We start from the raw sequence: 16,959 nt of genomic DNA on the forward strand, positions 1-16,959 counted from the left end.
GCGGCAACGCCTCCGAGGCCCCACGGCGACCTGAGTACGGCATCCGCGCAGAGCATCGCGGAACTCGTCCGCGACATCGGCGAGATGTCCGCGAACACCCGCAGCAAGCGAGTGCAGGTGACCCGCTCGATGCTCGACTACTTGGACGAGTTCCCGGGCGCGACCTGGCAGGAACGGTGGAATGCCTGCCCCATGGCCCCGGGCGGTGTCAACGCCAGCAACGTCAGCCAGGAATGCGGCGTTCTGGGACTGGGCCAGCATCGAGGTGCTGCGGCACTCCGGCATCCGCATCGAGGAGATGTGCGAGCTCAGTCACCTCAGCATCCGGCAATACCAGCGCCCCAGCGGCGAAGTCGTCGGCCTGCTGGTCATCGCACCGTCCAAGACCGACCGCGAACGCGTCATCCCCATGTCGCCCGAGCTCTTCCACGTCGTCGCCTGCCTCATCCGCCGCCACACCCGCGACGGGCAGCCAGTCCCACTGCTCAGCCGCTACGACCCGCACGACAAGCTCTGGAGCACTCCCCTGCCGTTCCTGTTCCAACGACGCATCGGCGCGAACCGCGGAGTGATCGGCACCAACACCATCCTCAACATGATCCGGCGCCGCTGCGAGGCCCTCGGCGAAGCACACCCCGGCTTCCGGGACCTGCACTTCACCCCGCACGACTTCCGAAGGATCTTTGCCACCGAACTGGTCAACAGTGGACTGCCCATCCACATCGGAGCAGCCCTACTTGGCCACCTCAATATCCAAACCACCCGGGGATACGTCGCGGTCTTCAACGAAGACGTCATCCGTCACTACGTCACCCATCTCGACAACCGCCGCAAGATCCGCCCCAGCGACGAGTACCGCCCTGCCAGCACTGAAGAGTGGGACGAGTTCACCGAGCACTTCGACAAGCTCAAGGTCGAACTCGGCTCCTGCGGGCGCCCCTACGGCACCCCCTGCCAGCACGAACACGCGTGCATTCGCTGCCCAATGCTGCACGTCAACCCCAAGATGCTGACCCGCCTCGACGAACTCGAGAAGGACCTCCTCTCACGCCGGGACCGAGCCGAACGAGAGGGCTGGGCCGGTGAGATCGAAGGACTCAACCTCACCCTCGCCCTCCTCCACTCCAAGCGCGACGAGTCCCAGCGCATGGCGCGCCGACCGGCCGTCGACCTCGGCATCCCGAAACCCCGCCCCATCCCCTCAGCCCCGGAGACCCATTGACGAGTCACATACCGATAGCCACGCGAGCCAGTGGCGCGCCGCAAGGAGCTGGCGACTGCGGACGGGAATCCCGTCCCGTCCGCAGTCCCACCCCGACGCGTCACCAGATGAGGACCCCACCGCCATCTACTCGCTCCGCGCGCCTGGCCGCATCCTCGATATTCGCCAATCGCGCAGAGATCGCGTGGCGGTGTTCTTCCACCGTCCGTACTGGATTGGTGCCGATGACGATGTCCTCCAGGTGGTCTCGGAGGAGAGCACACTCTCGCAAGAACGCCGGCACTTCGCTGGTCTCAACCCTCAGGTCAGCACCCGCCAGAACGGGCAAGAACCGCGCCCCCAGCGAACGAACGACCTGCGAGCCCCACACGCGGGTACGCCAGCTCTCGAAGCCAGCCAGGTCGGAACACCCCTCCGGAACATCCAGCACCTGCATCTCGCCGTCCGCGCCAACGACAAAGACATCAACCGACAGACTCATGGCCGCAGTGGATCACAACAGCCATGCGACGGTCCACGGGATTCAATCCTCCGCACCTCAAGGCCAGCACAGCCACCTCCACACCCGAACGGGTGAAGTGCAGAGAAGTGCGGGCAAATGCGAACAGCCGCTGCCCCGCGGGGAGTTGCCCGCGCCCCCGGGTAGGGTGATCACATGAGCAATCGGGGGAAGACACTCAAGGTCACGGCCGTACTGGTGCTGTCGGCGCTCGCGCTGACCGGTTTCAGCACGGGACGAGGTCACGGCGGCGGCAGTCGCCACAGTGGCGGAGGCGGCGGGGGCGGCTGCAGCAGTTCAAGCCAGGACCACGACAGCTCGTCGTCGAGCAGCTCCGGGTCATCCGGATCCTCGGCCTCGACCACATCGGGTTCCGGATACGACGACGATGACGATGCGTACGGCAGCAGTGGCGCCGGAAGCAGCACCGGCGGCGGCTCCTACAACCGGCCGCCGACCCACGACTCCACGACCTCCGGCTCCTCAAGCTCCTCCGGCGGCAGTCAACTGGAGAACGCGAAGGTCAAGCTGGTGACCTGCGCGACCGAGAAGGACCCGTACGCGACGGTCAAGGTCACGAACGGCAACGCCAAGAAGGGCCGCTTCTGGGTGTCGGTCACCTTCGTGGACGCGGACGGCATCACGGTCATCGAGGAGAGCGAGGAGGTCAAGGTGCCCGGAAAGGGCAAGACGACCGCCCGCATCGAGATCGGCGGCGAGGGCCTGGCCGCCTCGGTCGCTCGCTGCGACGTAGACCCGCAGGCCGTCCCCGTCACCGGCTGAGACGGCGTACTCCGACATGACCTCGGGCGCTCACAGTCTGGACCGGACGACGAACCCAGAGCTCTGGGCCTACCTGGAATCACTGCGCGTCGGCGAGATCCTCACCGGCAAGGTCGCCGCCATCGAACGGTTCGGGGTGTTCGTCGCGCTGGACGACGGCCCCGCGCACCCCCTCTTCCCCGGGGTCGGCTTCATCACCGTCCCCGAGCTGTCCTGGCACCGCATCGAGGCAGTGGAGGAGGTCGTCGAGGTCGGGCAGAGCGTGGCCTGTGAGTTCCTCCAGTTCGACGACTGGAACCTGGAGGCCAGGCTGTCCCTGCGGGCACTGCGGCCGGACCCCTTCCAGGAGTTCGCCGACCGCACCCCGGTGGGCACGCGGCTGGCGGGACGGGTCACCAAGCTGCTCCCGTTCGGCGTCTTCGTACGGGTTGCCGACGGGATCGAGGGGCTGGTCCACCTCACCGAACTCACGTGGACGCCCGTGGAGAACCCGGAGGACGTCGTCCGGGTCGACGACGAGATCGCTGTCGTGGTCACCGAAATCGATCTGGAACGACGTCGGCTGGCCTTGTCCTTGCGCCAGGCCTCCCCTCCCGGGTGAGCCGGGCCGGCCTGTCGTCCGCGACCCGAGGCTGCGAGGGTGTCGCCATGGATTCCACCTCCGGCGGCGAGCACGTCCGTCACCTGGACACCGGGCACTGGCTGGCCCATTTCGCCGGCCGGATCCTGGTGGTCTGCCCCTCGTGCGGGGGCCGGGCGGTCGTGGTTCCCCGACCCGGGCTCCCGGCACCCAGGTACGCCAGCGAGCTCCTGTTCCAGCCGAGGCGTCTGGCGTGCGGCGGGTGCGGGGCCGTCGCCGGCTGGGAAGCGGAGATGCGGGGTGGCGGCCTGATCGGTGCGGTGCTCCGCGGCAGCGAGGACCCGTTCTTCCGGCAGCCTCTCTGGCTGCAGACCCGCTGCGTCGGTCGGAACTTGTGGGCCTACGACGTAGAGCACGTCGACGCGTTGTCCGCGTACATCGGCGCTCGCTTGCGCGAGCGTTCCGGACTGCGGCCGACCATGGCCATGTTCGCGCGGCTGCCCTCGTGGATGAAGAGGTCGGAGCACCGCGCTGACGTCCTGGCCAGTCTGCGCACGCTGCGCGCACTGGCCGAGCGGTCGGCGCCCGCGGACCGCTCCGACGCCGCGCACGACCGGTCGGCGCCCGTGGACCGCTCCGCTGCCGCGCACGAGCGGGATGACCGCCCCCGAGGTCACCGGAACATCTACTTCCGGGGCGGCCCCTACTGATCACAGCCGCCGTGGTCGAGTGTGCGCTTCCCATGGCGGCCTCAGCGTGCGCCCCGCGCGGGCGAGCTCCCCTCTCCCCCAGCGGGACGCACTCCCTCGACGGGCACCCAGGGGTGCGGGAGTCCCCCTGTTCGGGACGGTGCCCGGAGGGCCCTGGGAACCCTCTCTCCCGTGCGGCGTTCCCAGCGTTGGCCGTCCAAATCACGCGCAGGGACGCCAGTTGTGGCGTTCTTCCTCTCGGGCGGAGCCGGGACGCAGGCACCGTGGTAACTTCCGTATACAAGGTGTATGCGATCTCTGGGGGTAGTGGTGGCGTCGGGTCGGGAGAAGGCGTACGCGTTCCTCAAGGAGACCGTCCTGACGGACCCGGCGATGCAGGGCGAGTTCCTCTCCGAGCAGGACATCGCCGATCGCATCGGAGTCTCGCGCACCCCGATCCGCGAAGCACTGCTCCTGCTGGCCGCCGAAGACCTCGTCGAGTTGGTGCCCAAGCGCGGGGCGCGGGTGGCGCCGCTGTCCGGGCGTGAGATCACCGAGCTGATGCAGCTCCGCGGGATCGTCGAGCGGTACGCGGCGCAGCACGTCATCGGCACGGGGCGGGCGCCGGTGGCGGAGTTGGGCGCGTGCCTGGAGCGCCAGCGTGCGCTGAGCGGGCCGGACCAGGCCAAGGAGTTCATCGACGTGGACCACCTCTTCCACTCGTCCCTCGTCTCGGCCGTGGGCAACACCCTGCTCGACCGGCACTACGAGGGGCTGCGCAGCCGCCAGGTGCGGGCCGGTGTGGTGGCGCTCTACAACCAGCAGGGCCGCCAGGAAGCGGTGCTCGACGAGCACCGTGCGATCGTCGACGCGCTGGCGGCCGGTGACGCGCAGGCCGCGTGCGCCGCCATCGACAGCCACCTGGAGTCGACGCTGAAGGTGCTGCTCGCCGGATAGACCGGCCCGCTCATGGGGCTGGGGTCAGCGCGACTCCCCCAGCCTGCGGTTGGCCAGGACCGGGATGTTCTTGCGCACCGCCGCGACCTCGTCGGCGTCCACCTCGACCACCGTGAGCTCGGGCTCCGCCCCCAGACGACGGCGTACGGTCCCGTCGGGTCCGACGAGCATGCTGTGCCCCACTCCGGTGGGCGCCGCGCCTGCGGTCGCTGCCGTCCCGGACGCGGCCGGGTCGGCCTGGTCGACCGCCGCGACCCACAGCGTGGCGTCCAGCGCACGGGCCCGCACCAGCAGCTCCCACTGATCGACCTTGCCGGGGCCCGCGCCCCAGGAGGCCGCGAGCAGGGTCGCGGTGGCCCCCGCGTCGGCGTGGGCCCGGAACAGCTCCGGGAACCGCACGTCGTAACACGTGGCCAGGCCCAGGCGTACGCCGTCCACGTCGATGGTCACCACCCGCGACCCGGCGGCCACGGTGTCGGACTCGGCGAAGCCGAAGGCGTCGTAGAGGTGGATCTTGTCGTACGTCGCCTCGACACCGCGTCCGGTGGCCAGCAAGGTGTTGGTGACCCGGCCCCCGGGGGCCGGCGTGAACAGGCCCGCGACCACGGTGATGCCCGCCGCCTCGGCGATGGCGCGGACCGCGTCGGCCCAGGGCCCGTCCAGGGGTTCGGCGAGCGGCGCCAGAGACGTGCCGAAGCAGGCCATCGACGCCTCGGGAAAGACGACGACGTCCGCGCCGGTGTCCGCCGCGCGTGCGGTCCACTCCTTGATGAGGTCGAGGTTCTTACCGGGCTCGGGGCCGGTCGTCAGCTGGCTCAGTGCGATGCGCACGGTGGGCTGCCTTTCGGAGTCGGGGGGCAGGGACGTCGGGAGGTGGCTTGTTGGTGCTGTTGGTGCTGTTGGTGCTGTCAGGGGACACGCGCCGCGGGGGCGGCCTCCGGTGTGACCGTACCGGCGAGCAGCTCGTCCTCCTTCTCGGCGTGGGCGGAGTCCCTGCCCAGACAGAGACCGATGAGCGTGACGCCGGCTGCGACGGCGAGGTAGAGCGCCAGCGGGACCCAACTGCCGTACGAGCTGAGCAAGGCGGTGAACAGCAGGGGGGCCACCGCGCCGCCGATGAGGCCCGCGAGGGTGTAGGCGAGCGAGGAGCCCGTGTAGCGCAGGCGGGGTGAGAACTGCTCGGCGACGAAGGCCGCTTGCGGGCCGTACATGAAGGAGTGGATGGCCAGGGCCACCACGACACCGCACACCAGCAGAAGCCAGCTGCCGCCGTCGACCACGAGGAAGAAGACGAACGGCCACACCCCTGCGGCCAGAGCGGAACAGCCGTACAGCAGACGCCGGTTGACCCGGTCGGACAGCGCCCCGGCCAGCGGGATGAGAAAGATCTGCAGGAAGGAACCGACCAGGACGGCCGTCAGGGCGGAGCCGCGCGTCATGCCCAGTTCGTCGGTGGCGTAGGTGAGGACGAACACGGTGAACATCGCGTACAGCACATCGGGGGCGACCCTGCTCAGGATCGCGGCGCACAGGGCGCGGGGCTGGGTGGTGAAGACCTCGCGGATCGGGGCCTGCGGCCGGGATTCCTCGGCCTCCATCGCCTTGAAGACGGGGGTCTCCTCCAGCTTCGCCCGGATCCACAGGCCGAAGGCGACCAGCGCCCCGGAGAGCAGGAAGGCCACGCGCCAGCCCCAGGACAGGAACTGCTCCTCGGTGAGCAGCACGCCCAGGGCGGCCAGCACGCCGTTGGCCAGGAGGTTTCCGGCGGGCGGACCGATCTGGGCGGCCGAGGCGTAGAAGCCGCGGCGCCGCGGATCGCCGAACTCACTGGACAGCAGGACGGCCCCGCCCCACTCGCCGCCGACCCCGACGCCCTGCGCGAACCGCAGCAGGACCAGGGCGACGGGGGCGACGATGCCCGCGGTGCCATAGGTGGGCAGGACGCCGATCAGGAACGTGGCCGCGCCGATGAGGACCAGGGTGGCGATGAGGACCTTCTTGCGGCCGATGACGTCACCGAGGCGGCCGAAGACGAAGCCGCCGAGCGGGCGCGAGACGTACCCGACCGCGTAGGTGGAGAACGCCAGGAGCGTGCCGGTGAGGGGGTCCTCCGAGGGGAAGAAGAGATCGCCGAAGACGAGGGCGGCTGCGGCGGAGTAGACGGCGAAGTCGTACCACTCCAGAGCGGTCCCGGTGAGGCTGGCGAAGAAGGCCCGGCGGATGCCGGAGCGGCCCGGTGCGACCGCCGGCGGGCCCTGTGGGGTGTGCTGCATGCTTCCCGATCCTTGCGTCGAGGGCGTGGAAGGCGTCGAGGGGACATCGACCTTCCGGCATACTTCTTGTATACAGGTCGTATGCGCAACCCCCGCGCCGGAAGTTGACCGTCTCGAGACACATGTCTGGACCCGCGTCGAGAACCACGTCCGGACCTGCGTCGAGACCCACCCCTTTGGAGTGCCCATGGCCGTGCTGACCTTCGAACTGCCCGACGGCTCCGCCCGTGACGTCGACGTCGTGCAGGTGCTCAACGCCGGATACGCCGGGCGCAGGCAGGCCGACGTCGCCGCGCACGTCGCCGAGCTCGCCCAGCTCGGTGTGCCCGCACCGTCGGTGACCCCGGCGCTCTACCCCGTCTCCCCCTACCTCGCCCAGCAGACCGACCAAGTCGCCGCCCCGCACGCGCACACCTCGGGCGAGGCCGAATGGGCGCTGGTCGTCGCGGACGGCGGCGAGCTGCTGCTGACCGCGGCCTGCGACCACACCGACCGCGACCTGGAAGTCCACGGCGTGGCCTGGAGCAAGAACGCGGCACCCGATGTGCTGGCCCGCCAGGCCTGGCTCCTGAGCGACGTCGAGTCGCGCATCGACGAACTGACCCTGCGCGCCTGGGTCACCCACGCCGACGGCCGCGAGACCGAGATCCAGCACGGCACGCTCGCCGAACTCCTCACGCCCGGCTACTGGACCGGCGTACTGCGCGAGCGCGGCAACCTGACTCCGGGCACCGTCCTGATCTCGGGCACCATCCCCATGGCCGAGGGCGTGGACCAGTTCGCCGAGGGATGGCGTGTGGAGCTGGGCGACCCCGCCACCGGCAACACGATCCGGCTCGCCTACCAGGTGGTTCCGCTGCCGGAGCCCATCGGCTGAGCGTGTGCGCCCACGGGAGGGTCCGCGGCTGCACCCACGGCTGCACCCTCCCCTAGGGCGTCAGCGCGGGACCTTTACGGAGTTCCAGGGCGGCCGGGGTGACGTTCTTGAGGAACAGCACCGGCGTCGCCGCCACGGCCACCGCGAACACCGCGAACGCCAGGCGCATGCCGCCCAGTTCGGCCAGGAGTCCCACCAGGGCCGCACCCAGCGGCATGGCGCCGAAGTTGAAGAGCCGGGCTGCCGCGCCGTACCGGCCGAGCATTCCGTCGGGGACCATGCGCTGGGTGATGGTGCGGGCGTTGACCGACCAGAGCGTGCCGCCCATGCCGCCGAGGAACGCTCCGGCCGCCACCGCCCAGATGCTGGTGGTCACGGCGGGCAGCGCCACCATCGCGCTGGTGCCGATCAGGTCCGCGAACATCGCCCGTCGCGCGCCGAGCAGCCGGTTCAGCCAGGACACCGCCACGGTGCCGACCAGCCCTCCGATGCCGAGGGCGCTGAACAAGATGCCGTACTCCTGCGGGCCGAGCTCCATGGCCTGCTTGGCGTAGAGCGGCATCAGAGCGAGCCATGCGCCCCAGACGGCGGAGAGCACGGCGACGACCACGGAGAGCGTGCGCAGCAGCCGGTCGCTCCAGAGGAAGCGCAGACCTTCGGTGATCCGGCTGTTGACGGAGACAGGAACCGCGTCCGGGGCAGGCACGTCCGCCCTGAAGCGGCCCACCAGCAGAAACAAAGCCAAGGCGGCGACTGCGTACGAGGCACTGATCATGCCCAGCGCGACACCCGTCCCGGCGGCCAGCAGCAGCCCGCCGACGAAAGGCCCGGCGAACTCCTGCCCCACGGTCTCGGCCCCCACCATCCAGGTGTTGGCACGCTCGCGCCCCGCCTCGGGCACCGCGGCCGGCACCAGCGCGGAGCCGGAGGTCGATGCCAGTACGTCGGCCACGCCCAGGACCGCACCCGCGGTGAAGAGTTGGCTCAGCGTGATCCCCGCGGTTACGGCGGAGACAGTGAGCCATCCCATGGCGGCCAACCGCAGGGCACTCGCGCCCCAGAGCAGCCACCGGCGGTCGAAGCGGTCGACGAGCACACCTATGTGCAGGGCGACGAGCAGCCAGGGCAGCGTGAGGGTCAGCGACACGGCGGTGACCAGTGCGGGCGAGGCGGTGAGCTCGGCGGCGAGCAGCGGGAGAGCCATCTTCATCACGCCGTCGGCAAGGTTGGTCGCGGCGGTGAAACCGACCAGGACCGCGGTGTTGCGGGGTCCGGGGTCTCGTGGGGCGCGATGGCTGTCCGTCGGCCTCGACGTACCGAAGCTCTTGTCGTCGTCCGTCCGCTCGGGCACTGCCGTGGCCATGACCCATCCCCTAACCATCTAACGCCTTAGCCGGTGAGACCACTCTGGCGTACGCGGCCCGCCATCCGCAACCGGTAAAACGCTTAGGCGGTAGAATGGCGAGGACCCGCAGGAGGTGACACGCGATGCTGGAACCGCCGGCCTCAGCCGTCTTGGTGGAGGCGTTCGCCAACACGGTCGACGTGGAAGAGGCGAGCGACGAGATCGCCACCCCGGCCGACCTGTCCGGCTGGCTGCGCGGCCGCGGCCTGCTCGACACGGCCGGAGAGATCCACGCCGACGACCACGCGCGCTACGTGGCCCTTCGCGCGGGCATCCGCGAGGAGTTGGGAGCCCACGTGGGCGACACCCCCGACCCGCGATTGCTCGCCGCGGCCGACCGCGTGCTGGCCGAGCATCCGATGCTGGTCACCACGCGCGGCCACCTGACGCCCACGCCGGGGCTGCCTCCAGAGCGCGGCCCCCTGACCGCACTGGCGATCGCCTGGAGCGAGTTGGTCATCACCGGGAACGCCCCCCGCCTCAAGCGCTGCGCGGAGCACACCTGCGGCTGGGTGTTCTGGGATGTGTCCAAGAACCGCAGCCGCCGCTGGTGTTCGATGAAGGTGTGCGGCAACCGCAACAAGTCCCGGTCGTACGCGTCCCGTCAGCGACAGACGAGCTGAGCCGTCTGACACCTCATGCCGCTCCAGTCCGTCGGCACCTCAGGTCGCGTCAGGACGGGCCAGGACGCGTCAGGAGGGATCAAGGGCTCCCTCGCCGCGCGCCGCGGGCATGCGGTGGGTCATGAAAGGCCGGCTGGTGATGAACTCCCGGAACTTGAGAGCGGCTTCGGACAGGTAGCTGTCCTTGCCCCACACCAGGGTGAGCACCCGCTCGCAACCGGGCGCGTCCAGCCGCACCCAGGCGACCGGCACCACCGTCGCCGTACCGGCCCGACGGGACATCGCCGGGATGAGGCCGATGCCGAGGCCCGCGCTGATCATGTCCTGGCTGGCACCTGGTTCGTCACCCTCGCAGGACAGCAGCGGGGTGAGCCCTTCGGCCGCGAACAGCCGGTCGAGCAGGGTCCGCTGCCAGTGACCGGGGCGTGTGGTGACGAAGGGCTCGTCGGCGATCTCGGGGATCGTCACGCTTTGCCTGCCGTCGAGCCAGTGCCCGGGCGGCACCGCCAGGAGCACTTCCTCGCGGGCGAGCTCCAGCGACTCAAGGTTCGTGCCGGTCAGCGGCTGTGAGGCGACGCAGAAGTCGACCTCCCCGGTGCGCAGCCGCCGGTCCATCTCCTGCGCCGTCGACTGGAACAGCCGTACGTCGGCGCGGGGATGGTCGACCCGGAAGCGGCCCACGAGGTGAGTGACCGTCAGCAGCGTCTCGGAGGCCACGCTCACACGTCCAAGGCCGGTGTCACGAGCCTCACGCACGGCCCTGCAACCGTCGTCGAGTTCGCTCAGGGCGCGCTCCACATGCCGCAGAAACATCGCTCCGTACGGATTGAGCCTGATCCGGCGCCCCTGCCTCTCGAAGAGGGGCGAGCCGAGCTCGGACTCCAGGCGCGCGATGGTACGGCTCAACGAGGGCTGGGCGACGTGCAGTTCCTGGGCGGCGCGGCTGATGTGCTCGAAACGGGCGACGACCTGGAAGTAGCGCAACTGCAGAAGATCCATGATCCACCTTCGCTCCGGCCGTCTGAGTCAACTCCGCTTCATGCCCTCGGGGTTATCTTCACATGGCAGAACAAGTCTTGGATCGCATAAGCGATTCTCTCTACGGTCTTCCTCAGAGCCACGATCGGCACTCCCCCGGCACCTCTCGTCGCCCGGTCACCCCGTTCCCAGGAAGGTCCCACCATGAGCGCTGCGGATCTGGCCCGACTCCAGTTCGCGGCCACGACAGGCATTCACTGGCTTTTCGTCATCCTCACCATGGGGCTCGTGCCTCTGGTGGCGGTCATGCACACCCGGGCCGCATACACCCGAGATCCCGCCAAGAAGGCCCTACGGGAGCGCATGACCCGCTTCTGGGGCCAGCTCTACGTCATCAACTACGCGGTCGGCATCGTCACCGGTCTCGTCATGGAGTTTCAGTTCGGGCTCAGCTGGAGCGGCCTGAGCAAGTTCGCGGGCAACGTCTTCGGTGCCCCGCTGGCCCTCGAAACCCTGATCGCCTTCTTCGCCGAGTCCACCTTCCTCGGCATGTGGATCTTCGGCTGGGGCCGCCTGCGCAGGGGCGTGCACGTCACGCTCATCTGGCTGGTCGCCCTGACCGCGTACGCCTCCGGGTACTGGATCATGGTCGCCAATGGTTTCATGCAGAACCCGGTCGGCTACGAAGTGCGCGACGACGCGGCCTACTTGACCGACTTCGGCGCGCTGCTGACCAACTCCAGCGCCCTGGTCGCGCTCTTTCACATCGCGCTGGCCGCGTTGACGACAGGCGGCGTCCTCGTCGCCGGAGTCAGTGCCCTCCACTTCCTCCGGCACACCAAGGAAGCCGAACTGTTCCGCGGTTCCCTGCGACTGGGCCTGTGGGTGGCCATGGTCACCTCGTTCTTCGTCGTGGTCGTCGGCGAGATGCAGCGGCCCGTGATCGAGCGGACCCAGCCCATGAAGGACGCGGTCCTGGACAACACCGGCGTCGCCGAGGTGCAGGCACAACTCGTCGAAAAACACGGGCCCGGCGACTACGTGCCCTGGCAGGACACGATGCGGATCTCGATGGACGCGATGGCGATCATCGGCAACACCGTGTCCACCATCACGTTCATCGCCGTCCTCCTGCTGTGGAAGAACCGGCTGGAGCGCCGGCGGCCCGTCCTGTGGGTGCTGGTGGCGACGATCCCGTTCCCCTTCATCGCCTCCATGGGCGGCTGGGTCGTCCGTGAGGTCGGTCGTCAACCCTGGCTCGTCTACGGGGAGCTGACGGTCGAGGAGGCTCTCTCCCACGTGAGCACGACCGCGCTGGCCGTGTCCTGCACCGTTTTCATCGCCGTCTTCCTCGCGCTGGCGGTGACGAACTGGACCCTCATCACCCGCTTCGCCCTCCGCGGTCCCGACGCCACGCAGCTCGGCTCCACCGAGCCGCTCCCCGAGGACCTGCCCGAGGGGCCAGAGGGCAGCTCCGACGAGAAACAGCCGGTCCCGGCCTTCTGAACAGCCGACCGCAACGGAAAGTTGAACGAAATGACTCTGGAGACCGCCTGGCTGGCCCTCCTCGGCCTGCTGCTCGCCGGGTACTTCGTGCTCGGCGGCTATGACTACGGCGTACAGATGCTGCACCCCTTCCTCGGCGGTCGAGGCGACCGAGACGGCCGGAGCTCAGCCCTCGACGCCATCGCTCCCTTCTTCCTGGGCAACGAGGTCTGGCTGGTCGCATTCGCCGGCGTGTTGTTCGGTGCCTTCCCGCACCTGGAAGGCACGCTGCTGCCCGGCCTGTATCCCCTGATCGTCGCGATCCTCGTCGGCCTGGTCCTCGGCAACGCAGCCGTCCAACTGCGCCGTCGCGCACGTGGCGCCCGTGGGCGCCGCTGGTGGGACGCCCTGATCGCGTTCGGTGGGGTGGTGCCCGCGGTGTGCTGGGGGCTCGTCATGGGGCTGCTCCTGCGAGGCGTACCGCGCCGGACCGACGGGAGCTTCCACATCGGGTTCAGCGATGTGTTCTCGCCGTTCACGCTGGCCTGCGGCGTGACGACCGCGCTGCTCTTCGCGGCGCACGGCGCCGCCTTCGTCGCGGTGCGTTCCGCACCCGGCCTCGCCTCCAGGGCCCGGCAGTTAGGTGCCGCCCTGCTCCGTGCAGCCGCTGCCGCAGGCTCCCTCGCGCTCCTCCTCTCGCTCTTCGGCGCGGGCGCCTCGATGACGAACCGCGGCACATCGGCGATCATCGCCGCCCTGTTCGCGGCGGCGCTCGCCGCCGCCTGGTGGTGCTTCGCCCGCGGGCACGACATCGCGGCCTTCGCATCCACGTGCTGCGCGACGGCGCTGCCGGTGCTGCTCGTGGGCGCGGGACACTACCCGTACCTCCTGATCACCACTGCGGGCGAGGGACTGACCATCGGGCACGCCGTCACGGACGGCATCACGCTCAAGATCCTGAGCGCGTTCGGGGTCCTGGTGGTCCCGACGATCCTCGCGTACCAGGCGTGGAGCTGGTGGGCCTTCCGAGGCCGGACGGGCCGCCGTCACCCCAGCTACTTCTGACCCCAGTTACTTCTGACCCCGGGGGACACATCGTGCCGGGGCACACCGCGCCGCGGAAGCATCGAGAAGGAAGAGAGGTCCGCGGGATGAAGCCCGTCGAACGACGTCTGATGCGTGAACTGCCCTTGCTGCGCCGCCATATGACGTATGCCTCGGCGCTCGCGTTCCTTGCCGCCGGGCTCACCGTCACCCAGGCGGTCCTGCTGGCGGCGATCCTCGCGGACGGTTTCGACGGGCGTCCGTTCCGCCTCGCGCCCCTGGCCGCGCTCGCCGCCGTCATGGCGTTGCGGGCCCTGTTGGCCTGGGGCCGTGGGGTGCTCGCGCAGCGCGCCGCGGCCGACGCCAAGTGCGCCCTGCGCGTGCGGATCACCGATCGGCTGCGGCGCACCAGCCCACTGCACCTCACGGCCGGGCGCCATGGCGAGACGGCCACGGTGCTGACCCGAGGCCTCGATGCCCTGGACGCGTACGTCGTCGGCTACCTGCCCACCATGGCGGCCACCGCGGTGGTGCCCCTCACGGTGGTCACCTGGCTGGCGTGCACGGACTGGACCTCCGCACTGATCGTCGTCATGACGCTGCCGCTGATCCCCGTGTTCGGAGCGCTGGTCGGCGCCCACACCGCGCGACGCACCGCCCGGCAATGGCAGTTGCTGTCCAGGCTGGGCGGCCACTTCCTGGATGTCGTGGCCGGGCTGCCGACGCTGCGCGCGTTCGGGCGCGAGCGCCATCAGGCGCGTGTGGTGCACGAGATGGCCGACGCCCATCGGAGAGCCACCATGCGCACGCTGCGCGTGGCGTTCCTGTCCTCCTTCGTCCTGGAAACGGTCGCCACTCTCTCCGTGGCGCTGGTGGCCGTTCCGGTCGGGCTGCGGTTGCTCGACGGAGAGTTGGACCTGCGCACAGCCCTCGTCGTGCTGTTCCTGGCCCCCGAGGCCTATCTTCCGCTGCGCGCGGCGGGGGCGGCCTTCCACGACAGCGCCGAGGGCATCGCTGTGGCCGAGCGGGTCTTCGCCATCCTCGACGACAGCGATGTCCGGGGCGCGTCCTCGGCGCGTACCGCCCGTCCGGCGCCGGTGCCGGCACCGGTTCCCGACCTCCGCACGGCGGACCTGCGCCTGGACAACGTCACGGTCCACTACCCGGGCCGTGCCACCCCCGCCCTCAGCCACGTCTCACTCTCCCTGCGTCCCGGCGAACGCGTCGCCCTGGTCGGGCCGAGCGGCGCGGGCAAGTCCACCCTCCTCGCGCTGCTCCTCGGCTTCACGCACCCCGCGTCGGGTCGTGTCATGGTCGGCGGCACCGACCTCGCCGGCCTCGACCCCGACCAGTGGCTCACCCAGTTGACCTGGGTGCCACAACGCCCGCACCTGTTCGCCGCCTCCGTCGCGGACAACATCCGCTTGGCACGCCCCGACGCGAGTGACGCGGAGGTGCGCCGCGCGGCAGGCGCCGCCCACGCCGGTCACTTCATCGAGGAACTGCCCCAGGCGTACGACACGATGCTGGGCGAGCACGGCGCCGGCCTGTCCGCCGGTCAGCGCCAGCGGATCGCCTTGGCCCGCGCCTTCCTCAAGGACGCCCCCCTACTGCTCCTGGATGAGCCGACCGCCCACCTCGACCCCGAGAGCGAGGCCTGCGTCACGCGCGCCACAGTGCGCCTCATGCGCGGCAAGACCTCGGTCGTCGTCGCCCACCGCACGAGCCTGCTGCCGCACGCCGACCGGATCATCACCGTAGAGGCGGGCCTCATCGCCCCGGCCACAGCGCCCCCTCCGTCGCAACTCGCTCTCGCCGAAGGCCTGGTGACCCCTTGACCCTCCACGCCGACGCCACCGTCCCCGCCCCTGCGCGTACGCCGCACCCCACGCTCCATCTTCTGCGCCACCTTCTGCCGTACTGGCGCCGCCTGTTGCCCGCCGCTCTCGCCTCCGCCTGCAGCGAGCTGGCGGCCGCCGCGCTGATGGCCACCGCCGCCTGGCTGATCACCCGCGCGGCCGAGCAGCCCCCGCTCGCCTCGGTGAGCCTGGCGATCGTCGCCGTCCGGGCCCTGGCCCTGGGACGCGGAGCGCTGCGCTACATCGACCGACTGCTGGGCCACGACGGTGTACTGCGGGCCGTCGCGGGCTTCCGCACCCGGGTGTACGAGGCCCTCGTCCCCCTCGCTCCCGCGGGCACCCCCGCGTTCCGCAGCGGTGACCTGCTCACCCGTCTGGTCGACGACGTCGACGCCGCGCAGAGCCTCCTGCTGCGGGTCCTGATCCCAGCTGCGGCGGCCTGCACGGTCGCCGCCGGCGCCACGACCATGGCCGCGGTGTTGCTGCCGCAGGCAGGTGTGCTGCTCGGACTGCTGCTGGCCACGGCGGGGTTCCTCGTGCCCGCCCTGGTACTGACGCTGTCCCGCCGGACCAGCCACGCGGACAAGCAGGCGCGAGCCGAACTTGCCGCTCTGACAGTGGACTTGACCCGGGGTGCGGCGGATCTCGCCGCGTACGGGGCCAGGGCCCGCGCCCACGAGCGGAACCTCCGCGCCTGCGGCCGGATCGCCGCGCTGGAACGCCGGACGGCCTGGACCACTTCGGTCGCCTCCACCACGGTGCTGCTCCTCCAGGCCGCGGCGACGATCGGCGTGACCTGGCTCGCGCTGCACGCCCACGCGGCGGGGGAACTCCCTGCCGTGCACCTCACCGTCCTCGCGGTCCTCGCGCTGGTCTCCTTCGAGGCGCTGACGCCGTTGCCCGCTGCCGCACGGCATCTCGCCGAAGCGCGGGTCAGCGCACGAAGGCTGGCCGATCTCATGGACACACCACCGCCGGTCACCGACCCGGCCACGCCGGCTGCGCTGACCCTCCGCGCACTGGTCGGCGTGGACATCACCGACCTGCGCGTACGTCACGCCCCCGACGGCCCTCCGGTCCTGGACGGAGTGAGCCTGCACCTGCCACCAGGCCGTCTGACCGTCCTCCTGGGTGCCAGCGGCTCCGGCAAGTCGACGCTGATCGCCGCGCTCATGCGGTTCGTTCCCTACGAGTGCGGGAGCATCCGGGTCGGCGGACGCGAACTACGCGACTGCGCGGCCGCCGACGTCCGCCGTGTGATCACCGGCGTGACGCAGGACGCCCATGTCTTCCACACCAGCATCCGCGCCAACCTCCTCCTGGCCCACCCCACGGCCACCGACCCCGAGCTGCGCGAAGCCGTCCGCAAGGCCCGGCTCCTGACCTGGATCGAGTCCCTCCCGGACGGCTGGGACACCCTCCTCGGCGAGAACGGCTCCGCCATGTCCGGCGGCCAACGTCAGCGCCTCCTCCTGGCCCGAGCCCTGCTCGCCGACCCACCGGTCCTCGTCCTCGATGAGCCCACCGAAGGTCTGGACCCCGAAACCGCCGACGCCGTACTCACCGACATCCTCCACGCCACCCACGGCCGCACGACACTCCTGATCACCCACGACCCCGCGAACCTCCCCCCAGCCACGCAAACCCTCACCCTCACGCACGGCCGCATCCCATAGGTCACTGCA

General features: G+C 70.3%; 16 protein-coding genes. 11 read left to right on the plus strand and 5 right to left on the minus strand.

Features of this window, described 5'->3' with window-relative positions; translation table 11 throughout:
• Positions 1-205: 205 nt before the first annotated feature.
• Positions 206-1,222: a tyrosine-type recombinase/integrase gene (locus AB0M70_RS39960; RefSeq protein WP_365828387.1), complete on the plus strand. Its 1,017-nt coding sequence runs from the start codon at positions 206-208 to the stop codon at positions 1,220-1,222.
• Between the two features lie 100 nt (positions 1,223-1,322).
• Here the strand turns inward: AB0M70_RS39960 and AB0M70_RS39965 are convergent, their stop codons facing one another.
• Positions 1,323-1,703, minus strand: a complete 381-nt coding sequence (locus AB0M70_RS39965) for a hypothetical protein (protein ID WP_365828389.1) — start codon at positions 1,701-1,703, stop codon at positions 1,323-1,325.
• Between the two features lie 174 nt (positions 1,704-1,877).
• Here AB0M70_RS39965 and AB0M70_RS39970 point away from each other — a divergent pair, with 174 nt between their 5' ends.
• The 4 genes from AB0M70_RS39970 (at position 1,878) to AB0M70_RS39985 (ending at position 4,730) form a co-directional block, all read left to right on the plus strand.
• A complete protein-coding gene (locus AB0M70_RS39970) occupies positions 1,878-2,504 on the plus strand; it encodes a hypothetical protein (RefSeq protein ID WP_365828391.1) in 627 nt (208 codons plus the stop codon).
• 16 nt (positions 2,505-2,520) lie between these two features.
• Positions 2,521-3,105 carry a S1 RNA-binding domain-containing protein gene (locus AB0M70_RS39975; RefSeq protein WP_365828393.1) on the plus strand — a complete coding sequence of 195 codons (585 nt, stop codon included), beginning with the start codon at positions 2,521-2,523 and terminating at the stop codon, positions 3,103-3,105.
• A gap of 47 nt (positions 3,106-3,152) precedes the next feature.
• Positions 3,153-3,794 carry a hypothetical protein gene (locus tag AB0M70_RS39980; protein WP_365828395.1) on the plus strand — a complete coding sequence of 214 codons (642 nt, stop codon included), beginning with the start codon at positions 3,153-3,155 and terminating at the stop codon, positions 3,792-3,794.
• A 288-nt stretch (positions 3,795-4,082) separates the two neighbouring features.
• Positions 4,083-4,730 (plus strand): GntR family transcriptional regulator, encoded by a 648-nt coding sequence (locus tag AB0M70_RS39985; RefSeq protein ID WP_365828397.1) that lies wholly within the window; start codon positions 4,083-4,085, stop codon positions 4,728-4,730.
• A gap of 24 nt (positions 4,731-4,754) precedes the next feature.
• Here the strand turns inward: AB0M70_RS39985 and AB0M70_RS39990 are convergent, their stop codons facing one another.
• Together AB0M70_RS39990 and AB0M70_RS39995 are read right to left on the minus strand one after the other, a co-directional pair.
• Positions 4,755-5,561, minus strand: coding sequence for a carbon-nitrogen hydrolase family protein (locus AB0M70_RS39990; protein WP_365828399.1), 807 nt, complete (start codon positions 5,559-5,561; stop codon positions 4,755-4,757).
• 77 nt (positions 5,562-5,638) lie between these two features.
• Positions 5,639-7,003, minus strand: coding sequence for an MFS transporter (locus AB0M70_RS39995; protein ID WP_365828401.1), 1,365 nt, complete (start codon positions 7,001-7,003; stop codon positions 5,639-5,641).
• Between the two features lie 187 nt (positions 7,004-7,190).
• On the opposite strand from AB0M70_RS39995, the gene AB0M70_RS40000 reads away from it, so the two are divergent.
• Positions 7,191-7,880 (plus strand): DUF2848 domain-containing protein, encoded by a 690-nt coding sequence (locus AB0M70_RS40000; protein ID WP_365828403.1) that lies wholly within the window; start codon positions 7,191-7,193, stop codon positions 7,878-7,880.
• 52 nt (positions 7,881-7,932) lie between these two features.
• Here AB0M70_RS40000 and AB0M70_RS40005 read toward each other — a convergent pair whose 3' ends face one another.
• Positions 7,933-9,243 (minus strand): MFS transporter, encoded by a 1,311-nt coding sequence (locus AB0M70_RS40005; RefSeq protein WP_365828404.1) that lies wholly within the window; start codon positions 9,241-9,243, stop codon positions 7,933-7,935.
• Positions 9,244-9,368: 125 nt separating this feature from the next.
• Between AB0M70_RS40005 and AB0M70_RS40010 the strand changes: the two genes are divergently transcribed.
• Positions 9,369-9,908, plus strand: a complete 540-nt coding sequence (locus AB0M70_RS40010; protein ID WP_365828405.1) for a CGNR zinc finger domain-containing protein — start codon at positions 9,369-9,371, stop codon at positions 9,906-9,908.
• A 69-nt stretch (positions 9,909-9,977) separates the two neighbouring features.
• Here the strand turns inward: AB0M70_RS40010 and AB0M70_RS40015 are convergent, their stop codons facing one another.
• Positions 9,978-10,907, minus strand: coding sequence for a LysR family transcriptional regulator (locus tag AB0M70_RS40015; protein ID WP_365828407.1), 930 nt, complete (start codon positions 10,905-10,907; stop codon positions 9,978-9,980).
• Between the two features lie 183 nt (positions 10,908-11,090).
• Between AB0M70_RS40015 and AB0M70_RS40020 the strand changes: the two genes are divergently transcribed.
• The 4 genes from AB0M70_RS40020 to cydC all read left to right on the plus strand — a co-directional run bounded on the left by AB0M70_RS40020 (position 11,091) and on the right by cydC (position 16,950).
• Entirely contained in the window at positions 11,091-12,392 is a 1,302-nt protein-coding gene (locus AB0M70_RS40020; protein ID WP_365828409.1) for a cytochrome ubiquinol oxidase subunit I, read from the plus strand.
• Between the two features lie 30 nt (positions 12,393-12,422).
• A complete protein-coding gene (gene cydB, locus AB0M70_RS40025) occupies positions 12,423-13,436 on the plus strand; it encodes a cytochrome d ubiquinol oxidase subunit II (protein WP_365828411.1) in 1,014 nt (337 codons plus the stop codon).
• A gap of 86 nt (positions 13,437-13,522) precedes the next feature.
• Entirely contained in the window at positions 13,523-15,253 is a 1,731-nt protein-coding gene (gene cydD / locus AB0M70_RS40030; protein ID WP_365828413.1) for a thiol reductant ABC exporter subunit CydD, read from the plus strand.
• Positions 15,250-16,950, plus strand: coding sequence for a thiol reductant ABC exporter subunit CydC (cydC, locus tag AB0M70_RS40035; protein ID WP_365828415.1), 1,701 nt, complete (start codon positions 15,250-15,252; stop codon positions 16,948-16,950). Before cydD ends, cydC begins: the two co-directional genes overlap by 4 nt.
• The last annotated feature ends 9 nt before the right edge of the window (positions 16,951-16,959 follow it).

The organism is Streptomyces sp. NPDC051214 (assembly GCF_040682375.1).
GTDB lineage: Bacteria > Actinomycetota > Actinomycetes > Streptomycetales > Streptomycetaceae > Streptomyces.